Consider the following 15931-nt stretch of genomic DNA (forward strand, 5'->3'; position numbering starts at 1 on the left):
CGGCCACCGGCCCCGCACCGAGCGCGGAACCTCGCACACTGCGGCGCCCACCGCGCTCCGCGCCCGCACCGCGCCCGCGCACCACGTCGCGCCGTGCGGTGCGGGTCGGGCGCACGCCGCGCCTCCCGTACCGTTGTCGGGTGACCGAAACCGCAGCTGCACTCGTCGAACGCCTCACCGCCATCGTCCCGGACTTCCCGTCACCGGGGATCCTGTTCCGCGACGTCACGCCGGTGTTCTCGGACGCGGTCGCGTTCGGCCGCGTGTGCGAGGCACTCGCAGCGCCCTTCGCCGTCGGCGAGGGCTTCGCCGCCGTCGCCGGCATCGAGGCCCGCGGCTTCGCACTGGCCGGCGGCATCGCGGCGCAGCACCAGGTCGGCGTGCTCACCGTGCGCAAGGCGGGGAAGCTCCCGGGCGAGGTCCTCAGCGAGCAGTACGCGCTCGAGTACGGCGAGGCCGAGCTCGAACTCCGCCCCGGGCAGCTGCCCGCGGGGACGCGGGTGCTCGTGGTCGACGACGTCCTCGCGACCGGGGGCACCGCGGCCGCCACCGTCACCCTGCTCGAGCGTGCCGGCTACGAGGCGATCGGCTTCGCGGCACTGCTCGAACTCGACGGCCTGGCGGGGCGCGAGCGGCTCGAACCGCGCCTGCCCGTGCAGACCCTCGGGGCCGTCCCCGCGTGAGCCTCCGTTCGCGCCCCGCGCACTAGTCTTGATCCACCATCCAACCGAGGAGTCCCATCATCGTGACCGAGTCAGTCGCCGCAGCGCCGGAAGGCGCGTCGCCGGAGAACGCCGAGCCCGCAGCCGTGCCCCAGGCACCCGAGCCCCGCACCGCGACGACGACCACGACGGGCACCGAGCTGTTCGACGGCGTCCGCGGCGTCGTGGCGATCCGGGTGGCGGGTGTCCTCAAGGACCTCGACGCGTCGGTGGACGCCGGTGACGTCGTCGAACCGGTGACGCTCGACGAGCAGGACGGCCTCGACATCCTGCGCCACTCCGCCGCGCACGTGCTCGCGCAGGCCGTCCAGCAGATCAACCCCGACGCCAAGCTCGGCATCGGGCCGCCCGTCACCGACGGCTACTACTACGACTTCGACGTCGCCGAGCCCTTCACGCCCGAGGACCTCAAGGCGATCGAGAAGGGCATGGACCGGATCATCCGGCAGGCCCAGCGTTTCCGTCGCGTCGTCGTGACGGACGAGGAAGCCCGCGAGCGCATGGCTGGAGAGCCCTACAAGCAGGAGCTCATCGGCCTCAAGGGCGCTGCGGAGTCCGGCGACTCGGGCGAGAGCGTCGAGGTCGGTGCCGGCGAGCTGACGGTCTACGAGAACGTCGACCCGAAGTCGGGCGAGGTCGTCTGGCAGGACCTCTGCCGTGGCCCGCACGTGCCGCACACCCGCTGGATCGGCAACGCGTCGAAGCTCATGCGCGTCGCCGCGGCGTACTGGCGCGGCTCGGAGAAGAACCCGCAGCTGCAGCGCGTCTACGGCACCGCGTGGCCGGACAAGGACCAGCTGAAGGCCTACCTCGTGCGTCTCGAAGAGGCGGCCAAGCGCGACCACCGCAAGCTCGGCGCTGAACTCGACCTGTTCTCGTTCCCCGACGAGATCGGTTCCGGGCTGGCGATCTTCCACCCCAAGGGCGGCATCATCCGCCGCGAGATGGAGGACTACTCGCGCCGTCGGCACGAGCAGGAGGGCTACTCGTTCGTCTACACGCCCCACATCACCAAGGGCGACCTGTTCGAGCAGTCCGGGCACCTCGGCTGGTACCGGGACGGCATGTTCCCGCCCATGCACATGGACGAGGCGCGCGACGAGGACGGCAACATCACCCGCCAGGGCGCCGACTACTACCTCAAGCCGATGAACTGCCCGATGCACATCCTGGCGTACCGCTCGCAGGCGCGCTCGTACCGCGACCTGCCCCTGCGGATGTTCGAGTTCGGCACGGTCTACCGCAACGAGAAGTCCGGCGTCATCCACGGCCTCACCCGGGTGCGCGGCCTGACGCAGGACGACGCCCACATCTTCACCACGCAGGAGAAGATGAAGGAGGAGCTCACCACGACCCTCCAGTTCGTGCTGTCGCTGCTCCGCGACTACGGCCTCGACGACTTCTACCTCGAGCTCTCCACGAAGGACCCCGAGAAGTACGTCGGCGACGACGAGGTGTGGGACGTGGCGACGGACACCCTGCGCGAGGTCGCGGAGGAGACCGGGCTCGAGCTCGTGCCCGACCCGGCCGGTGCCGCCTTCTACGGCCCGAAGATCTCGGTGCAGGCACGCGACGCCATCGGCCGCACCTGGCAGATGTCGACCGTGCAGCTCGACTTCAACCTGCCGGAGCGCTTCGGCCTCGAGTACGCGGCGGCTGACGGCACGCGCCAGCGCCCCGTCATGATCCACCGCGCGCTCTTCGGCTCGATCGAGCGGTTCTTCGGTGTCCTCACCGAGCACTACGCCGGCGCGTTCCCGGCCTGGCTCGCGCCGGTGCAGGTCGTCGCGATCCCGGTCGCGGCCGAGTACGGCGACTACCTCGACGAGGTCGTCGCGAAGCTGCGCTCGCACGGCGTCCGTGCCGAGGTCGACCACTCGGACGACCGGATGCAGAAGAAGATCCGCACGCACACGAAGCAGAAGGTCCCGTTCCAGCTCATCGCCGGCGGCGACGACCGCGACGCCGGTGCGGTCTCGTTCCGCTTCCGCGACGGCCGGCAGGACAACGGCGTACCGGTGAACGAGGCGGTCGAGCGCATCCTCACCGCGATCCGCGAGCGCGCGCAGGTCTGATGGCCTGTCCAGGAGGCACGGAGCAGGTCCCCGGGACCGGTCACGTCGACGACGTGGTCGGCTCCGGGGCGCCCCGCGCGTCCGACGCGACGCGCACGTCGGACGGGGCGGTCCGGGACGAGTCGGTCCCGGACGACCCGCTCGTCATCCGGGACGCCGCCACCGGCGCTGCCGTGCCGGACGCGTTCCAACGGCTCTGGAACCCACACCGGATGGCCTACATCGACGCGGGGCGCGAGGGGCGCGGCCGCGGCCACGACGACGACTGCCCGTTCTGCGAGGCGCCGCACAAGTCCGACGAGGACGCCCTCATCGTCGCCCGCGGCGAGCACGCCTACGTGCTGCTCAACCTCTTCCCGTACAACAACGGGCACCTGCTCGTCTGCCCGTACCGGCACGTGCCGCTCTACGACGAGGCGACCCCCGACGAACTCCGCGAGATGGGTGAGCTCACCCAGACCGCGATGCGGGTGTTGCGCGACGTCTCGCACTGCGACGGCTTCAACATCGGCATGAACCAGGGCGAGGTCGCGGGGGCCGGCGTGGCCGGTCATCTGCACCAGCACATCGTGCCGCGATGGCAGTCGGACTCGAACTTCTTCCCGATCATCGCCCGGACGAAGTCGATGTCCCAGCTGCTCGGGGACACCCGCCGTCTCGTCGCCGACGGGTGGCCGTCGGGCCACTAGACTGTCGGCATCATGAGCGACAGCAGCAGCATCCCGAGCACCCCCGGCACCTCGATCACCGGCTCGGACCGCGTCAAGCGCGGCCTCGCCGAGATGCTCAAGGGCGGCGTGATCATGGACGTCGTCGACGCCGAGCAGGCCCGCATCGCGGAAGAGGCCGGCGCGACCGCCGTCATGGCCCTCGAGCGCGTCCCGGCGGACATCCGTGCGCAGGGTGGTGTCGCCCGCATGTCCGACCCGTCGATGATCGAGGAGATCATCGCGAGCGTGTCGATCCCCGTCATGGCGAAGGCGCGCATCGGGCACTTCGTCGAGGCACAGGTGCTGCAGGAGCTCGGCGTCGACTACATCGACGAGTCCGAGGTGCTCTCGCCGGCCGACTACGTCAACCACATCGACAAGTGGAACTTCACCACCCCCTTCGTCTGCGGTGCCACCAACCTGGGCGAGGCGCTCCGTCGCATCACCGAGGGCGCGGCGATGATCCGCTCCAAGGGCGAGGCCGGCACCGGTGACGTGTCCGAGGCCACCAAGCACATCCGCACGATCAACAAGGAGATCGCTGCCCTCCGGTACCTGAAGGAGGACGAGCTCTACGTCGCCGCGAAGGAGCTCCAGGCACCCTTCGACGTCGTGAAGGAGGTCGCGCAGACCGGCAAGCTCCCCGTGGTGCTGTTCACCGCCGGTGGTGTCGCCACCCCGGCCGACGCCGCGATGATGATGCAGCTCGGCGCTGACGGCGTGTTCGTCGGCTCCGGCATCTTCAAGTCGGGCGACCCGGCGAAGCGCGCCGCCGCGATCGTCAAGGCCGTGACCTTCCACGACGACCCCAAGGTCATCGCCGAGGTCTCGCGCGGTCTGGGCGAGGCGATGGTCGGCATCAACGTCGCCGACGTCCCGGCACCGCACCGCCTCGCCGAGCGCGGCTGGTGAGTGCCCGGCCCCGCATCGGGGTCCTCGCGCTGCAGGGCGACTTCCGTGAGCACATCGCGTCGCTGACGGAACTCGGTGCGGACGTGGTGCCGCTCCGTCGTCCGGAGGAGATCGATGCGCTCGACGGCGTCGTGATCCCCGGCGGTGAGTCGAGCGTGATGGACAAGCTGTCACGCGCATTCGGGGTGGCGGACCCCCTGTCCGATGCCATCCGCGACGGCCTGCCGACGTACGGCACCTGTGCGGGCATGATCATGCTGTCCTCCCGCATCGCCGCCGGCATCCCGGGGCAACGGACGCTCGACGTGCTCGACACCACGGTGCGTCGGAACGCGTTCGGCAGCCAGAACGACTCCTTCGAGACCGACATCCCGATGCCGGCGCTCGGCGACGCCCCGGTGCACGCGGTGTTCATCCGGGCGCCCGTGGTGGAGCAGCACGGCCCGGACGTCGAGGTGCTCGGCGCCCTGGCCGACGGGCAGGTCGTGGCGGTCCAGCAGAGGAACGTCATCGCGAGTGCGTTCCACCCCGAGGTCGCCGGCGAGGACCGCTTCCACCGCCGCTTCCTCGACCTCGTCCACAGCGCCTGACCGGGCCGCGCACTCCTCGCCGAACCAGCGCGCCGGGGACACGCCCCACCCGGCGGGTCGGTAGACTGACCAGGATTTTCCGCAAGACGCAAGGAGCACCGTGTCCGGGCATTCCAAGTGGGCAACGACCAAGCACAAGAAGGCCGTCATCGACCAGCGCCGTGCCAAGTCGTTCGCGAAGCTGATCAAGAACATCGAGGTCGCGGCCAAGATGGGCGGCGCCGACCTCTCCGGCAACCCGACCCTCGTCGACGCCGTGCAGAAGGCCAAGAAGACCTCGGTCCCCAACGACAACATCGACCGCGCCATCAAGCGCGGTGCCGGTCTGACCGGTGAGTCGATCGAGTACACCACCATCATGTACGAGGGCTACGGCCCGAACGGCGTCGCGATGCTCATCGAGTGCCTCACGGACAACAAGAACCGTGCCGCGGCAGAGGTCCGCACCGCGATGTCGCGCAACGGCGGCACCATGGCCGACCCGGGCAGCGTCGCCTACAACTTCTCGCGCAAGGGCGTCATCTCGGTCACGAAGACCGACGGCCTCGACGAGGACACGGTCATGACGGCGGTGCTGGACGCCGGCGTCGAGGACGTCATCGACCAGGGCGGCGGCTTCGAGGTCATCACCGAGGCCACCGACCTCGTCGCGGCCCGCACCGCGCTGCAGGACGCCGGGATCGACTACGACTCTGCCGACGCCGAGTTCGTCCCCGGCCTCAAGGTGCCGGTCGACGCCGACACCGCGCGCAAGGTGTTCCGCCTGATCGACGCGCTCGAGGACAGCGACGACGTGCAGAACGTCTACTCGAACTTCGACATCCCCGCGGACGTCCAGGCCGAGCTCGACGAGGACGAGGACTAGTCCGATGCTGCGCGTGCTCGGGGTCGACCCCGGGCTCACGCGGTGCGGCGTCGGCATCGTCGAGGTCGCACCGAACCGCCGCGCCCGGCTCGTCCACGTGACGGTCGTGCGGACACCGGCGGACATGGCGCTCGAGCAGCGCCTGCTCCGGATCGCCGACGGCATCGCCGCCGAGATCGACGAGCACCGTCCCGACGCCGTCGCGGTCGAACGCGTGTTCGCGCAGGCCAACGTCCGGACGGTCATGGGCACGGCACAGGCCGCCGGTCTCGCTCTGCACGCCGCGGCGGCCCGGGGGCTGCCGGTGGGGCTGCACACGCCGTCCGAGGTCAAGGCCGCCGTCACCGGGTACGGCAACGCCGACAAGCGCCAGGTGCAGACGATGATCGCGCGGGTACTCGGCCTCGACGAGGCCCCCAAGCCCGCCGACGCGGCGGACGCGCTCGCGCTGGCGGTGTGCCACGCCTGGAGGCTCGGATCGCCGGACGCGGTCGGCACGCGTGTCACGAACCTCACCCCGGCACAGCGTGCCTGGCGCGACGCACAGGGCGGCACGGTGGACTCACCCCTCGTACGGGCCGCGGCCGCGGCCGCCGGTCGTGCGCCGCGTGGCTCGTCGGCATCGTCGGTGGCCGGCCGTAGGCTCGGGGCATGATCGCGAGTCTCCGGGGCACCTGCATCGACATCGCCGGCTCCGCCGTCGTGATCGAGGTCGGGGGAGTGGGCTACGCGGTCACGGTGACCCCGGCGCACGCTCTCACGATGCGCCACGGTTCCGAGGTCTTCGTCCGGACGGCCATGATCGTGCGCGAGGACGAACACCTGCTGTTCGGCTTCGAGTCCACCGACGCGCTCCAGGTGTTCGACCTGCTGCGCAGCGTGTCCGGCGTCGGACCGAAGTCGGCGATGGGCGTGCTCGCCCACCTCGACCCGGCCCAGGTCGCGAACGCCGTCGCCAACGACGACGACGGCGCCTTCCGCAAGGTCTCCGGGATCGGCCCGAAGACCGCCAAGCTCATCATCGTCGCGCTGTCGGGCAAGCTCGCCGCGTTCGAGCAGGCCCCCGTCACCACAGCCACCGTCGGAGCAGCGCACCCGGCTGCGAACGACGTCGTCGCAGCCCTCGTCGGGCTCGGCTGGCGCGAGGACGCCGCCCAGCGCGCGGTCGACGAGACCATCGCCACGGAGCCGGGCGTCGCCTCGATGGGCACCCAGGCGTTGCTCCGTGCCGCACTGGGTGCGCTCCGTCCCGCCGGTGCCGGCCGGTGAGCGGGATCACCGCCGCGGGCGCCGAGTCACAAGAGGAACTCGCGTTCGAAGGGGCCCTCCGGCCGAAGTCCCTCGACGAGTTCGTCGGCCAGCGGAAGGTCCGCGGGCAGCTCGACCTGCTCCTCAAGGCGGCCGCACTGCAGGAACGGACGCCCGACCACATCCTGATGGCCGGCCCGCCCGGACTGGGCAAGACGACCCTCGCGATGATCGTCGCGCACGAGTCCGGTCGTCCCCTGCGGATGTCGAGCGGCCCGGCCATCCAGCACGCCGGTGACCTGGCCGCGGTGCTGTCGTCGCTCGTCCCGGGCGAGGTCCTCTTCATCGACGAGATCCACCGCATGGCCCGCTCGGCGGAGGAGATGCTGTACCTCGCGATGGAGGACTTCCGCATCGACGTGATGGTCGGCAAGGGTGCCGGTGCCACGAGCATCCCGCTCGACCTCGCGCCGTTCACGCTCGTCGGTGCGACCACCCGCGCGGGGCTGCTGCCGAACCCGCTCCGGGACCGCTTCGGCTTCACCGCCCACCTCGAGTTCTACGAGAAGGACGAGCTCGAGCAGGTCCTCATCCGTGCGGCACACCTGCTCGAACTCGACATCGACCGGTCGGCCCTGCGCGAGATCGCCGGACGTTCCCGGGGCACACCCCGCATCGCCAACCGCCTGCTGCGACGGGTCCGTGACTACGCCCTCGTGCACCGCACCTCCGACGGCATGGCGGCCGTGCAGGGCGCCCTCGACCTCTACGACGTCGACGAGCTCGGACTCGACCGCCTCGACCGTGCCGTCGTCGAGACGATGCTGACGCGGTTCGACGGCGGTCCCGTGGGCCTGAACACCCTCGCGGTGTCCGTCGGCGAGGAGTCCGAGACCATCGAGTCGGTCGTCGAGCCCTTCCTCGTCCGGGTCGGACTGGTCACCCGCAGCCCGCGCGGGCGGATCGCCACACCGCAGGCCTGGCGGCACTTCGACATGACACCCGGACAGGCCGGACTGGCACAACCCGGGCTGTTCGACGACGACACCGACTGAACCTCAGGCCCGCGGTCTCGGTGACATGCCACGCACAGACGTGTGCCCTAGACTGCTACGGCCCGAAACCGAGCAACCAGAGAAGGCAACGCATCATGGGTCAAGAAGTCATCCTCATCGTCATCGTCGTGGCGTTCGCGGCCTTCATGTTCTACAACAGCCGGAAGCGCAAGAAGCAGCAGTCCGAGCTCGCCACCAAGATGGTGCCGGGCGCGAAGGTCATGCTGTCCTTCGGTCTGTACGGCACGCTCCTGTCGGTCGACGACGAGAAGGTCACGGCCGACGTCGAGATCGCTCCCGGGACGGTCGTCACCGTGCACCGTCAGACCCTGTCGCGAGTCGTGGACGACTCCGCGTCGGACATCACCACCACCGCCACGCCGGAAGACGAGCCGGCCGCGCCGAAGCCCGTCGCCGAGCTCAACGGGGAGCCGATCTACGGCGAGCGTGTCGAGCCGACCGAGGCCGACGCCGACGCCGCGAAGCGCAAGACCGAAGACTGACTCCTCGGCCGCCGGGTCCACCGACCCGGCGGCGACACCGGCCGTCGGTCAACCACCGTCGGTCCTGACAGAAAGACGAGACGACCGGTGGCACGATCGACACCCGTCAAGAAGGCGATCCGCTCGCTGACCTGGTTGGTGATCCTCATGGCGGTCCTCGCGGGGTTGAACACCGCCGCGTCGGTCCTCGCCGGGAACACCAAGGACGACAGCGGCAAGTGGTTCGAAGGGGCCAGCTGGGTCCCGGAACTCGCCCTCGACCTCCAGGGTGGCACGCAGCTGACGCTCGCGGCCCAGAACACCGAGGGTGGCTCGGTGACGAGCCAGCAGCTCAACCAGGCCGTCAACATCATCCGTCAGCGCATCAACGCGACCGGTGTCTCGGAATCCCAGATCAACACCCAGGGGACGAACAACATCGTCGTCTCCATCCCGGGCAAGCCGGACAAGGCGACGATCGACCGCATCGAGGCCGCCGCGAAGCTGACGTTCCGCCCGGTCCTCTACACCGAGGCCGCGACGGACAGCGCCGTCGGCGGCAGCGACGGGTCGTCCGCCTCGCCGACGCCCTACACGCCGCCGGCCTCGCTGCAGGCCACCCCGAGCACGAAGCCGACGAACGGCAGTGACCTCTCGCAGGTCACTCCGGCGCTGCAGGACCTGTACACGAACTACAACTGCAAGGCCCCCGGCGACGTGACGGCAGCGCCGGACGACGAGCCGCTCGTGACGTGTGACCAGGACGGCACGGCCAAGTACATCCTCGGCCCGGTCGAGGTCTCCGGTTCGGGCATCAGCAACGCCACCTCCGGCCTCGCGACCGACTCGCAGGGCACGTCCACCGGTCAGTGGGCGGTCAACCTGACGTTCTCGGGCAAGAGCGCTGACGACTTCCGCGAGGTCACGAGCCGACTCGTCAAGCTGCAGGCGCCGCAGAACCAGTTCGCGATCGTCCTCGACGGCACCGTCATCACGGCACCGGCGTCGAACGCGGCGATCACCAACGGCAAGGCGCAGATCACCGGTTCGTTCACCGCCGACTCCGCGAAGACGCTCGCCGACCAGCTGAAGTACGGCGCGCTGCCGATCAACTTCCAGGTCCAGTCGAACGAGAACATCTCCGCGACGCTCGGCACCGCCCAGCTCGTCGGCGGTCTCGTCGCGGGTCTGATCGGTCTGATCCTGGTGATCATCTACTCGGTCATCCAGTACCGGGCGCTCGCGTTCGTCACGGTCCTCTCACTCGGTGTCGCCGCGGCCCTCACGTACCTCGTGATCGCGATCATGTCGTGGCGTGTGGACTACCGCCTGTCGTTGGCAGGTGTGGCGGGTCTGATCGTCGCGATCGGCATCACGGCGGACTCGTTCATCGTGTACTTCGAGCGCATCCGTGACGAGCTCCGCGACGGCCGAGGCCTCGAGAGCGCCGTCGAGTCCGGCTGGAAGCGCGCCCTGCGCACGATCCTGGCGTCCGACTCGATCAACTTCCTCGCCGCCGTGGTGCTCTACATCCTCGCGGTCAGCGACGTGAAGGGCTTCGCGTTCACGCTGCTCCTCACCACTCTGATCGACGTCGTCGTGGTCGTGATGTTCACCCACCCGATGATGCAGCTCATCGCCCGCAGCCGGTTCTTCGGCGAGGGGCACCGCTTCAGCGGGCTCGACCCCTCGGCCCTCGGCGCCGTCTACCGCGGCCGCGCGCAGTTCCGCGCCCCGGTGGTCGACGGCAAGCGGCAGCGCAGCGCCGGCGAGGCGCAGCGTCGACAGACGATCGCAGAGCGGAAGGCCGCGCAGGCCTCCGGCGACAACGGCACGACGCCGGACGGGAAGGACGACTGATGGCCAGCTTCAGCCAGTTCGGTAGCGACCTCTACACGGGGAAGCGCTCGTACGACATCGTCGGCCGACGCAAGACCTGGTACGTCATCGCGATCATCGCGGTCGTGGTCTCGCTCGCGGTCCCGTGGTTGCGCGGCGGGTACCAGCTCGGCATCGAGTTCACCGGCGGCTCCGAGTTCACGCTCTCCGACGTCAAGAACCTCGACCAGAACATCGCGACCGACACCGTCGAGTCGATCGTGCCCGACGGCGTCCCACGCGTCTCGCAGCTCGGCACGCACGGCATCCGCGTGCAGACCGGGCAGCTCACCGACCGTGAGACCTCCGAGGTGCAGGACGCCCTGGCGAAGGCCTACGACGTCCCGGACAGCCAGGTCGCCGCGACCTTCATCGGCGCGACCTGGGGCGCCGACGTGCTCAACCAGGCGATCCGCGGCCTCGTGATCTTCCTCGCCCTCGCGGCGGTCTTCATGGCGCTGTACTTCCGCACCTGGAAGATGTCGGTGTCCGCCATGGTGGCGCTCCTCCACGACCTCCTCATCACGGCGGGCGTGTACGGCATCGTCGGGCTCGAGGTCACCCCGGCGGCGGTGATCGGCTTCCTGACGATCCTCGGGTACTCGCTGTACGACACGGTCGTGGTCTTCGACAAGGTGCGCGAGAACACGTCGCAGGAGTCGCACCGGACCTTCGTCCAGTCGGTGAACCTCGCGGTGAACCAGACGCTCGTGCGCTCGATCAACACGTCCGTGGTGGCGCTCCTGCCGGTGGCGGCGATCCTCTTCATCGGGTCGTACGTCCTCGGCGCCGGAACGCTCCGTGACATCTCGCTCGCCCTGTTCATCGGCATCATCGTCGGCACGTACTCGACGATCTTCATCGCGTCGCCGATGTACGCCCACCTGCGTGAGAACGAGCCGAAGATCAAGCAGGCCGACGCCAAGAAGCAGGCGGCCGCCGCCAAGCGGCAGCGCGAGGTCGACGCGACGGCAGGCGTCTGATGCCGGCCGAGATCGTGGACCTCGACGTCGCCGAGGCCCGGCGGCGGATCGCTGCCGGTGCACGCCTGTTCGACGTCCGCGAGCAGGGGGAGTGGGACGAGGTCCACGCTCCCGAGGCCACCCTCGTCCCGATGTCCGAGCGGGTGGCCCGGTGGAAGGAGATCGACGGTGGCGACGAGCCCGCGATCATCGTCTGCCACTCCGGCGGGCGCTCCGCCCGGGTCGTGGCGGCGCTCGAGCAGTCCGGGGTCCCGGCGGTGAACCTCGTCGGCGGCATGGTCGCGTGGGAGCAGTCCGGCGCCCCGGTGGTGCGCGACGCCCAGGGCGAACCGCGTCACGAGCACTGACCGGACACGCGTAGTCTTGTCGGATCGAGCTCGGACGGACCTCCCGGAAGGCGCAGCATGACGGACACGCGTGAGTCCACGCCGCAGGACGCCTCTGTGCCCCGCGCCGGACAGGACACCGGCTCGGCGAGCCGCCCCGGCTCCGCACCGCGACCGACCAGTCCGCTCGGACCGAACACGACCGGCAACCTCGGGTCGCTCCGGTCGCTGCTGCCCCGGCTGTTCTCGCGCGCCCAGCCCGCCGGTGCGGTCGACACCCTGATCCGCACCGTCCGGTCGCACCACCCGAAAGCGGACGTGACGCTCATCGAGCGCGCCTACTCCGTCGCCGAACGTGCGCACGACGGGCAGAAGCGCAAGTCCGGTGAGCCGTACATCACGCACCCGGTCGCGGTGGCGCAGATCCTCGCCGACCTCGGGATCGGTCCGATCACCATCGCCGCGGCACTGCTCCACGACACCGTCGAGGACACGGACTACCAGCTCGACCAGCTGCGCGAGGACTTCGGCGACGAGATCGCCATGCTCGTCGACGGCGTCACGAAGCTCGACAAGGTCAAGTACGGCGACAGCGCGCAGGCCGAGACCGTCCGCAAGATGGTCATCGCGATGTCGAAGGACATCCGCGTCCTCGTGATCAAGCTCGCCGACCGGTTGCACAACGCCCGGACGTGGGGCTTCGTCGAGTCGACCTCCGCCACGCGCAAGGCGAAGGAGACCCTCGAGATCTACGCGCCGCTCGCGCACCGGCTCGGCATCCAGATGATCAAGCTCGAGCTCGAGGACCTGTCGTTCGCGGTCCTCCACCCGAAGCTGTACGTCGAGATCGACAGCCTGGTGAAGGAGCGTCAGCCGAAGCGCGAGCAGTTCGTGCAGAACGTCATCGGCACGCTCAAGAAGGACCTCAAGGCGGCGAAGGTCCGTGGCGAGGTCATGGGTCGGCCGAAGCAGTACTACTCGATCTACCAGAAGATGATCGTCCGCGGGCGCGAGTTCGACGAGATCTACGACCTGGTCGGCATCCGCGTGCTCGTGCCGACCGTCCGCGACTGCTACGCGATGCTCGGTTCCGTGCACGCCCGGTGGACGCCGCTCCCGGGTCGATTCAAGGACTACATCGCCACGCCGAAGTTCAACCTGTACCAGTCGCTGCACACCACCGTGCTGGGGCCGCAGGGCCGTGCGGTGGAGATCCAGATCCGCACGCACGAGATGCACCAGCGGGCCGAGTTCGGTGTCGCCGCGCACTGGAAGTACAAGCAGCGTGCGGCCGGGCGTGACGTCGACTCCTCGTCGGCGACCGACCAGGACATGGCGTGGCTGGCGCACATCACCGACTGGCAGGCCGAGACGAGCGACCCCGGGGAGTTCCTCGACTCGCTGCGGTACGAGATCGGTGCGAAGGAGACCTACGTCTTCACGCCGCAGGGCAAGGTCATCGGGCTGCCGTCCGGTGCGACGCCGGTGGACTTCGCGTACGCCGTGCACACCGAGATCGGGCACCGCACGATGGGCGCCAAGGTCAACGGGCGCCTCGTCCCGCTCGAGAGCCAGCTGTCGAGCGGCGACGTCGTCGAGATCTTCACGTCGAAGAACCCCGACTCGGGCCCCAGCCAGGACTGGCTGACCTTCGTCCGCAGCCCCCGGGCACGGAACAAGATCAAGCAGTGGTTCACGAAGGAACGCCGCGAAGAGGCGATCGAGCAGGGTCGCGACGCGATCGCCCGGGCGATGCGGAAGCAGAACCTGCCACTCCAGCGCATCATGAGCCAGGACTCCATCGCCGAGGTCGCGTCGTCGATGCGCTACGACGACATCTCCGCGCTGTACGCGGCGGTCGGCGAGGGCCACGTGTCCACGCAGTCGGTGATCGAGAAGGTCCTCGGGAACGTCCAGACCGAGACCGAGACGGAAGAGCCGGAGCTCAGCTTCCCCCGCCAGGTCACGAGCCGACAGCTGCGCAACAGCGACAGCGGGGTCCTCGTGCGCGGCGCCCCGGACATCCTCGTCAAGCTCGCGAAGTGCTGCACACCGGTGCCGGGCGACCAGATCGTCGGGTTCATCACCCGCGGGCAGGGCGTGTCGGTGCACCAGGCGTCGTGCACGAACGTCAAGTCGCTCATGAACGAGCCCGACCGGATGATCGAGGTCGAGTGGGCACCGTCCTCGAAGTCGGTGTTCCTCGTGCAGATCCAGATCGAGGCGCTCGATCGGTCGGGTCTGCTCAGCGACGTGACCCGTGTGCTGACGGACCACCACGTCAACATCCTGTCCGCGACCGTCTCGACCTCGTCCGACCGGCTCGCCCTGAGCCGGTTCGTGTTCGAGATGGGCGACACGACCCACCTCGACCGGGTGCTCAACGCCGTGCGACGGATCGACGCCGTCTACGACGTGTACCGCGTCAGCGCGGGCTGACCGCCCGCAACCGCCGCTCGGCCTGCCGGGCCATCGGGATCGTCCCGAGCGTCGCGAGCCAGCCGGCGACCTCGTTCACCGAGGTCGCTTCGATCGCCAGGAGACCGGCCACCGCAGCGGCGTCCAGCGGATCGAAGCCGCCCGGCCGGTCCCCGGGGCTGCGCAGCAGGTCGACGGCCGTCCGCAGGGGTGTGGTGACCCGGAGGCCCTCGAGCGCGACGACGTCCTCGTCCGCGATGACCAGCTCCCGGACACGGACCGCGCCGTCCGCGTGGACGCGGACCCCGAGCGGAACGCACGCGTCGACCGGCTCGGGTGCCCGGGAGACGGCACCCCAGACCCAGGCGGCCGTCCGGGTGCAGGCGATGAGGCGCGCGTCGCGGAGCGCCCACGCCGCGGCCGCGGCCCGGAGCGACGGGGTCTGCGGTTCCGCCGGGGAGGCCCAGCACGCGCCGACCGGCACCAGTTCGCCGGCGAGGACCGCCGCGCGCAGCTCGGCCTCCGGCCAGTCGTCGCTCGTCAGCAGCCGGGTTCGGGACACCCGGACATCCTGCCCGACGCGCATGCCGCGTCGACGCGCCCTGTGGAGAGCTGCGGCTGCGCGCCCGACAGGTGACCGTCCGTGGGACGGGAGGCGAGGGTCGGGCCCGCACCGCGCCTCCCGTCCGTCAACACGGCACGACCAGGGCCGACGTCGTCAGCGGAGCACGTCGGCTCGGTGCACGAGCGCCGCGGCGCCGATGAGCGGGCCGTCCTGGGACAGCCCCGTCGGGACGATCCGCACCTTGGTCACGAAGCCGAACTCGACGCGCTCCGCCACCGCCTGACGGGCGTACTCGAAGAGGTCGGGCGTGACGTGCGAGAAGCCGCCGCCGATGGCGACGACCTCGAGGTCGACGAGGCTCGTGGCCGCCGCGATGGCCTGTCCGAGCGCGCGTCCGCTGCGCTTGACGGCAGCAACCGCGATCTCGTCACCGGCTGCGTACGCCGCCGAGAGCTCCTCGCCGGTGCTGCCGGTGAACCCCTGTCGCTGCGCCCAGGCGACGGTCTTCGGACCGCTCGCGATAGCCTCGAGGCAGCCGGTGCCGCCGCACGCGCAGCGGTCGTCGAAGCCACCGCACTCGACGTGTCCGATGTGCCCGGCGTTGCCCGTCGGGCCGCTCACCGTCCGGCCGTGCAGGATGAGGCCGCCGCCGACGCCGGTCGAGACGATCATGCCCATCACGTGGTCGGAGCCCTGCGCCGCGCCGACCCAGTGCTCGGCGAGGGTGATCGCGAGGCCGTCCATGCGGAGCGTCACCGGGATGCCGGCGGGGACGTGCGCTGCGACGCGGTCCCGGAGCGGGTACCCGCGCCAGACCGGCATGTTCAGCGGCGAGACGAGCCCGTGCTCCTCGTCGACCGGCCCGGCGGAACCGATGCCGACGCCGACGAGCGTCGCGTCCGTCGGCAGCGCCGCGAGGGCGGCCGTCACGACCTCGTCGACCGCGGCCTGCAGCTCGTCGGACGTCCGGCCCGGACCGGTCGGGCTGCGGAACCGGGTGGCGGGCAGGACGACGCCGGCGTCGGTGACGAGGGCCGCCTCGACCTTGGTGCCGCCGAGGTCGACGGCGAGGGCGAGGGACGTGGACGGGGTGGTGGACATG

The 15931-nt window shown here is 70.2% G+C and carries 16 protein-coding genes; 14 read left to right on the plus strand and 2 right to left on the minus strand.

The genetic code is table 11. From position 1 onward, the window contains the following. Positions 1 to 140 precede the first annotated feature (140 nt). The 14 genes from Q7F20_RS09980 to Q7F20_RS10045 all read left to right on the plus strand — a co-directional run bounded on the left by Q7F20_RS09980 (position 141) and on the right by Q7F20_RS10045 (position 14285). Positions 141 to 683 (plus strand): adenine phosphoribosyltransferase, encoded by a 543-nt coding sequence (locus tag Q7F20_RS09980; protein WP_305739944.1) that lies wholly within the window; start codon positions 141 to 143, stop codon positions 681 to 683. A 125-nt stretch (positions 684 to 808) separates the two neighbouring features. After that, positions 809 to 2797 (plus strand): threonine--tRNA ligase, encoded by a 1989-nt coding sequence (gene thrS / locus Q7F20_RS09985; RefSeq protein WP_370871654.1) that lies wholly within the window; start codon positions 809 to 811, stop codon positions 2795 to 2797. Continuing rightward, entirely contained in the window at positions 2797 to 3486 is a 690-nt protein-coding gene (locus tag Q7F20_RS09990) for an HIT domain-containing protein (protein ID WP_305739945.1), read from the plus strand. Before thrS ends, Q7F20_RS09990 begins: the two co-directional genes overlap by 1 nt. Before the next feature lie 12 nt (positions 3487 to 3498). Beyond that, positions 3499 to 4419: a pyridoxal 5'-phosphate synthase lyase subunit PdxS gene (pdxS, locus tag Q7F20_RS09995; RefSeq protein ID WP_305739946.1), complete on the plus strand. Its 921-nt coding sequence runs from the start codon at positions 3499 to 3501 to the stop codon at positions 4417 to 4419. Then, entirely contained in the window at positions 4413 to 5009 is a 597-nt protein-coding gene (gene pdxT, locus Q7F20_RS10000; RefSeq protein WP_370871655.1) for a pyridoxal 5'-phosphate synthase glutaminase subunit PdxT, read from the plus strand. Before pdxS ends, pdxT begins: the two co-directional genes overlap by 7 nt. 100 nt (positions 5010 to 5109) lie before the next feature. Continuing rightward, positions 5110 to 5874 (plus strand): YebC/PmpR family DNA-binding transcriptional regulator, encoded by a 765-nt coding sequence (locus Q7F20_RS10005; RefSeq protein WP_305739948.1) that lies wholly within the window; start codon positions 5110 to 5112, stop codon positions 5872 to 5874. 7 nt (positions 5875 to 5881) lie between these two features. Continuing rightward, the gene (ruvC, locus tag Q7F20_RS10010) at positions 5882 to 6529 is read left to right on the plus strand and encodes a crossover junction endodeoxyribonuclease RuvC (protein WP_305739968.1); all 648 of its coding nucleotides are present in this window, start codon (positions 5882 to 5884) and stop codon (positions 6527 to 6529) included. Further along, positions 6526 to 7143, plus strand: coding sequence for a Holliday junction branch migration protein RuvA (ruvA, locus tag Q7F20_RS10015; protein ID WP_305739949.1), 618 nt, complete (start codon positions 6526 to 6528; stop codon positions 7141 to 7143). Before ruvC ends, ruvA begins: the two co-directional genes overlap by 4 nt. Further along, on the plus strand, positions 7140 to 8177 hold the full coding sequence (ruvB, locus tag Q7F20_RS10020; RefSeq protein ID WP_305739950.1) for a Holliday junction branch migration DNA helicase RuvB: 1038 nt from the start codon (positions 7140 to 7142) through the stop codon (positions 8175 to 8177). Before ruvA ends, ruvB begins: the two co-directional genes overlap by 4 nt. A 95-nt stretch (positions 8178 to 8272) precedes the next feature. Then, positions 8273 to 8680 (plus strand): preprotein translocase subunit YajC, encoded by a 408-nt coding sequence (gene yajC, locus Q7F20_RS10025; RefSeq protein WP_305739951.1) that lies wholly within the window; start codon positions 8273 to 8275, stop codon positions 8678 to 8680. Positions 8681 to 8767: 87 nt separating this feature from the next. After that, complete coding sequence (secD, locus tag Q7F20_RS10030) at positions 8768 to 10519, plus strand: protein translocase subunit SecD (RefSeq protein WP_305739952.1); 1752 nt, start codon at positions 8768 to 8770, stop codon at positions 10517 to 10519. After that, complete coding sequence (gene secF / locus Q7F20_RS10035; RefSeq protein WP_305739953.1) at positions 10519 to 11520, plus strand: protein translocase subunit SecF; 1002 nt, start codon at positions 10519 to 10521, stop codon at positions 11518 to 11520. The genes secD and secF overlap by 1 nt, the downstream gene beginning before the upstream one ends. Further along, positions 11520 to 11867 carry a rhodanese-like domain-containing protein gene (locus tag Q7F20_RS10040; protein WP_305739954.1) on the plus strand — a complete coding sequence of 116 codons (348 nt, stop codon included), beginning with the start codon at positions 11520 to 11522 and terminating at the stop codon, positions 11865 to 11867. The genes secF and Q7F20_RS10040 overlap by 1 nt, the downstream gene beginning before the upstream one ends. Positions 11868 to 11924: 57 nt before the next feature. Next, on the plus strand, positions 11925 to 14285 hold the full coding sequence (locus Q7F20_RS10045; protein ID WP_305739955.1) for a bifunctional (p)ppGpp synthetase/guanosine-3',5'-bis(diphosphate) 3'-pyrophosphohydrolase: 2361 nt from the start codon (positions 11925 to 11927) through the stop codon (positions 14283 to 14285). Here the strand turns inward: Q7F20_RS10045 and Q7F20_RS10050 are convergent. Next, on the minus strand, positions 14272 to 14826 hold the full coding sequence (locus tag Q7F20_RS10050; protein ID WP_305739956.1) for a type IV toxin-antitoxin system AbiEi family antitoxin: 555 nt from the start codon (positions 14824 to 14826) through the stop codon (positions 14272 to 14274). The genes Q7F20_RS10045 and Q7F20_RS10050 overlap by 14 nt on opposite strands. 156 nt (positions 14827 to 14982) lie before the next feature. Then, a complete protein-coding gene (locus Q7F20_RS10055; RefSeq protein WP_305739957.1) occupies positions 14983 to 15930 on the minus strand; it encodes an ROK family protein in 948 nt (315 codons plus the stop codon). Position 15931 lies beyond the last annotated feature (1 nt).

It is taken from the genome of Curtobacterium sp. A7_M15 (assembly GCF_030705415.1).
In the GTDB taxonomy this organism is placed as follows: Bacteria; Actinomycetota; Actinomycetes; order Actinomycetales; family Microbacteriaceae; genus Curtobacterium.

Excerpts from the sequence above, each read along its gene's own strand:
- Q7F20_RS09990 (WP_305739945.1), top strand. The coding sequence starts at position 2,797 with ATGGCCTGTCCAGGAGGCACGGAGCAGGTCCCCGGGACCGGTCACGTC.
- pdxS (WP_305739946.1), top strand. The coding sequence starts at position 3,499 with ATGAGCGACAGCAGCAGCATCCCGAGCACCCCCGGCACCTCGATCACC.
- ruvA (WP_305739949.1), top strand. The coding sequence starts at position 6,526 with ATGATCGCGAGTCTCCGGGGCACCTGCATCGACATCGCCGGCTCCGCC.
- yajC (WP_305739951.1), top strand. The coding sequence starts at position 8,273 with ATGGGTCAAGAAGTCATCCTCATCGTCATCGTCGTGGCGTTCGCGGCC.
- secF (WP_305739953.1), top strand. The coding sequence starts at position 10,519 with ATGGCCAGCTTCAGCCAGTTCGGTAGCGACCTCTACACGGGGAAGCGC.
- Q7F20_RS10040 (WP_305739954.1), top strand. The coding sequence starts at position 11,520 with ATGCCGGCCGAGATCGTGGACCTCGACGTCGCCGAGGCCCGGCGGCGG.
- Q7F20_RS10045 (WP_305739955.1), top strand. The coding sequence starts at position 11,925 with ATGACGGACACGCGTGAGTCCACGCCGCAGGACGCCTCTGTGCCCCGC.
- Q7F20_RS10055 (WP_305739957.1), bottom strand. The coding sequence starts at position 15,930 with ATGTCCACCACCCCGTCCACGTCCCTCGCCCTCGCCGTCGACCTCGGC.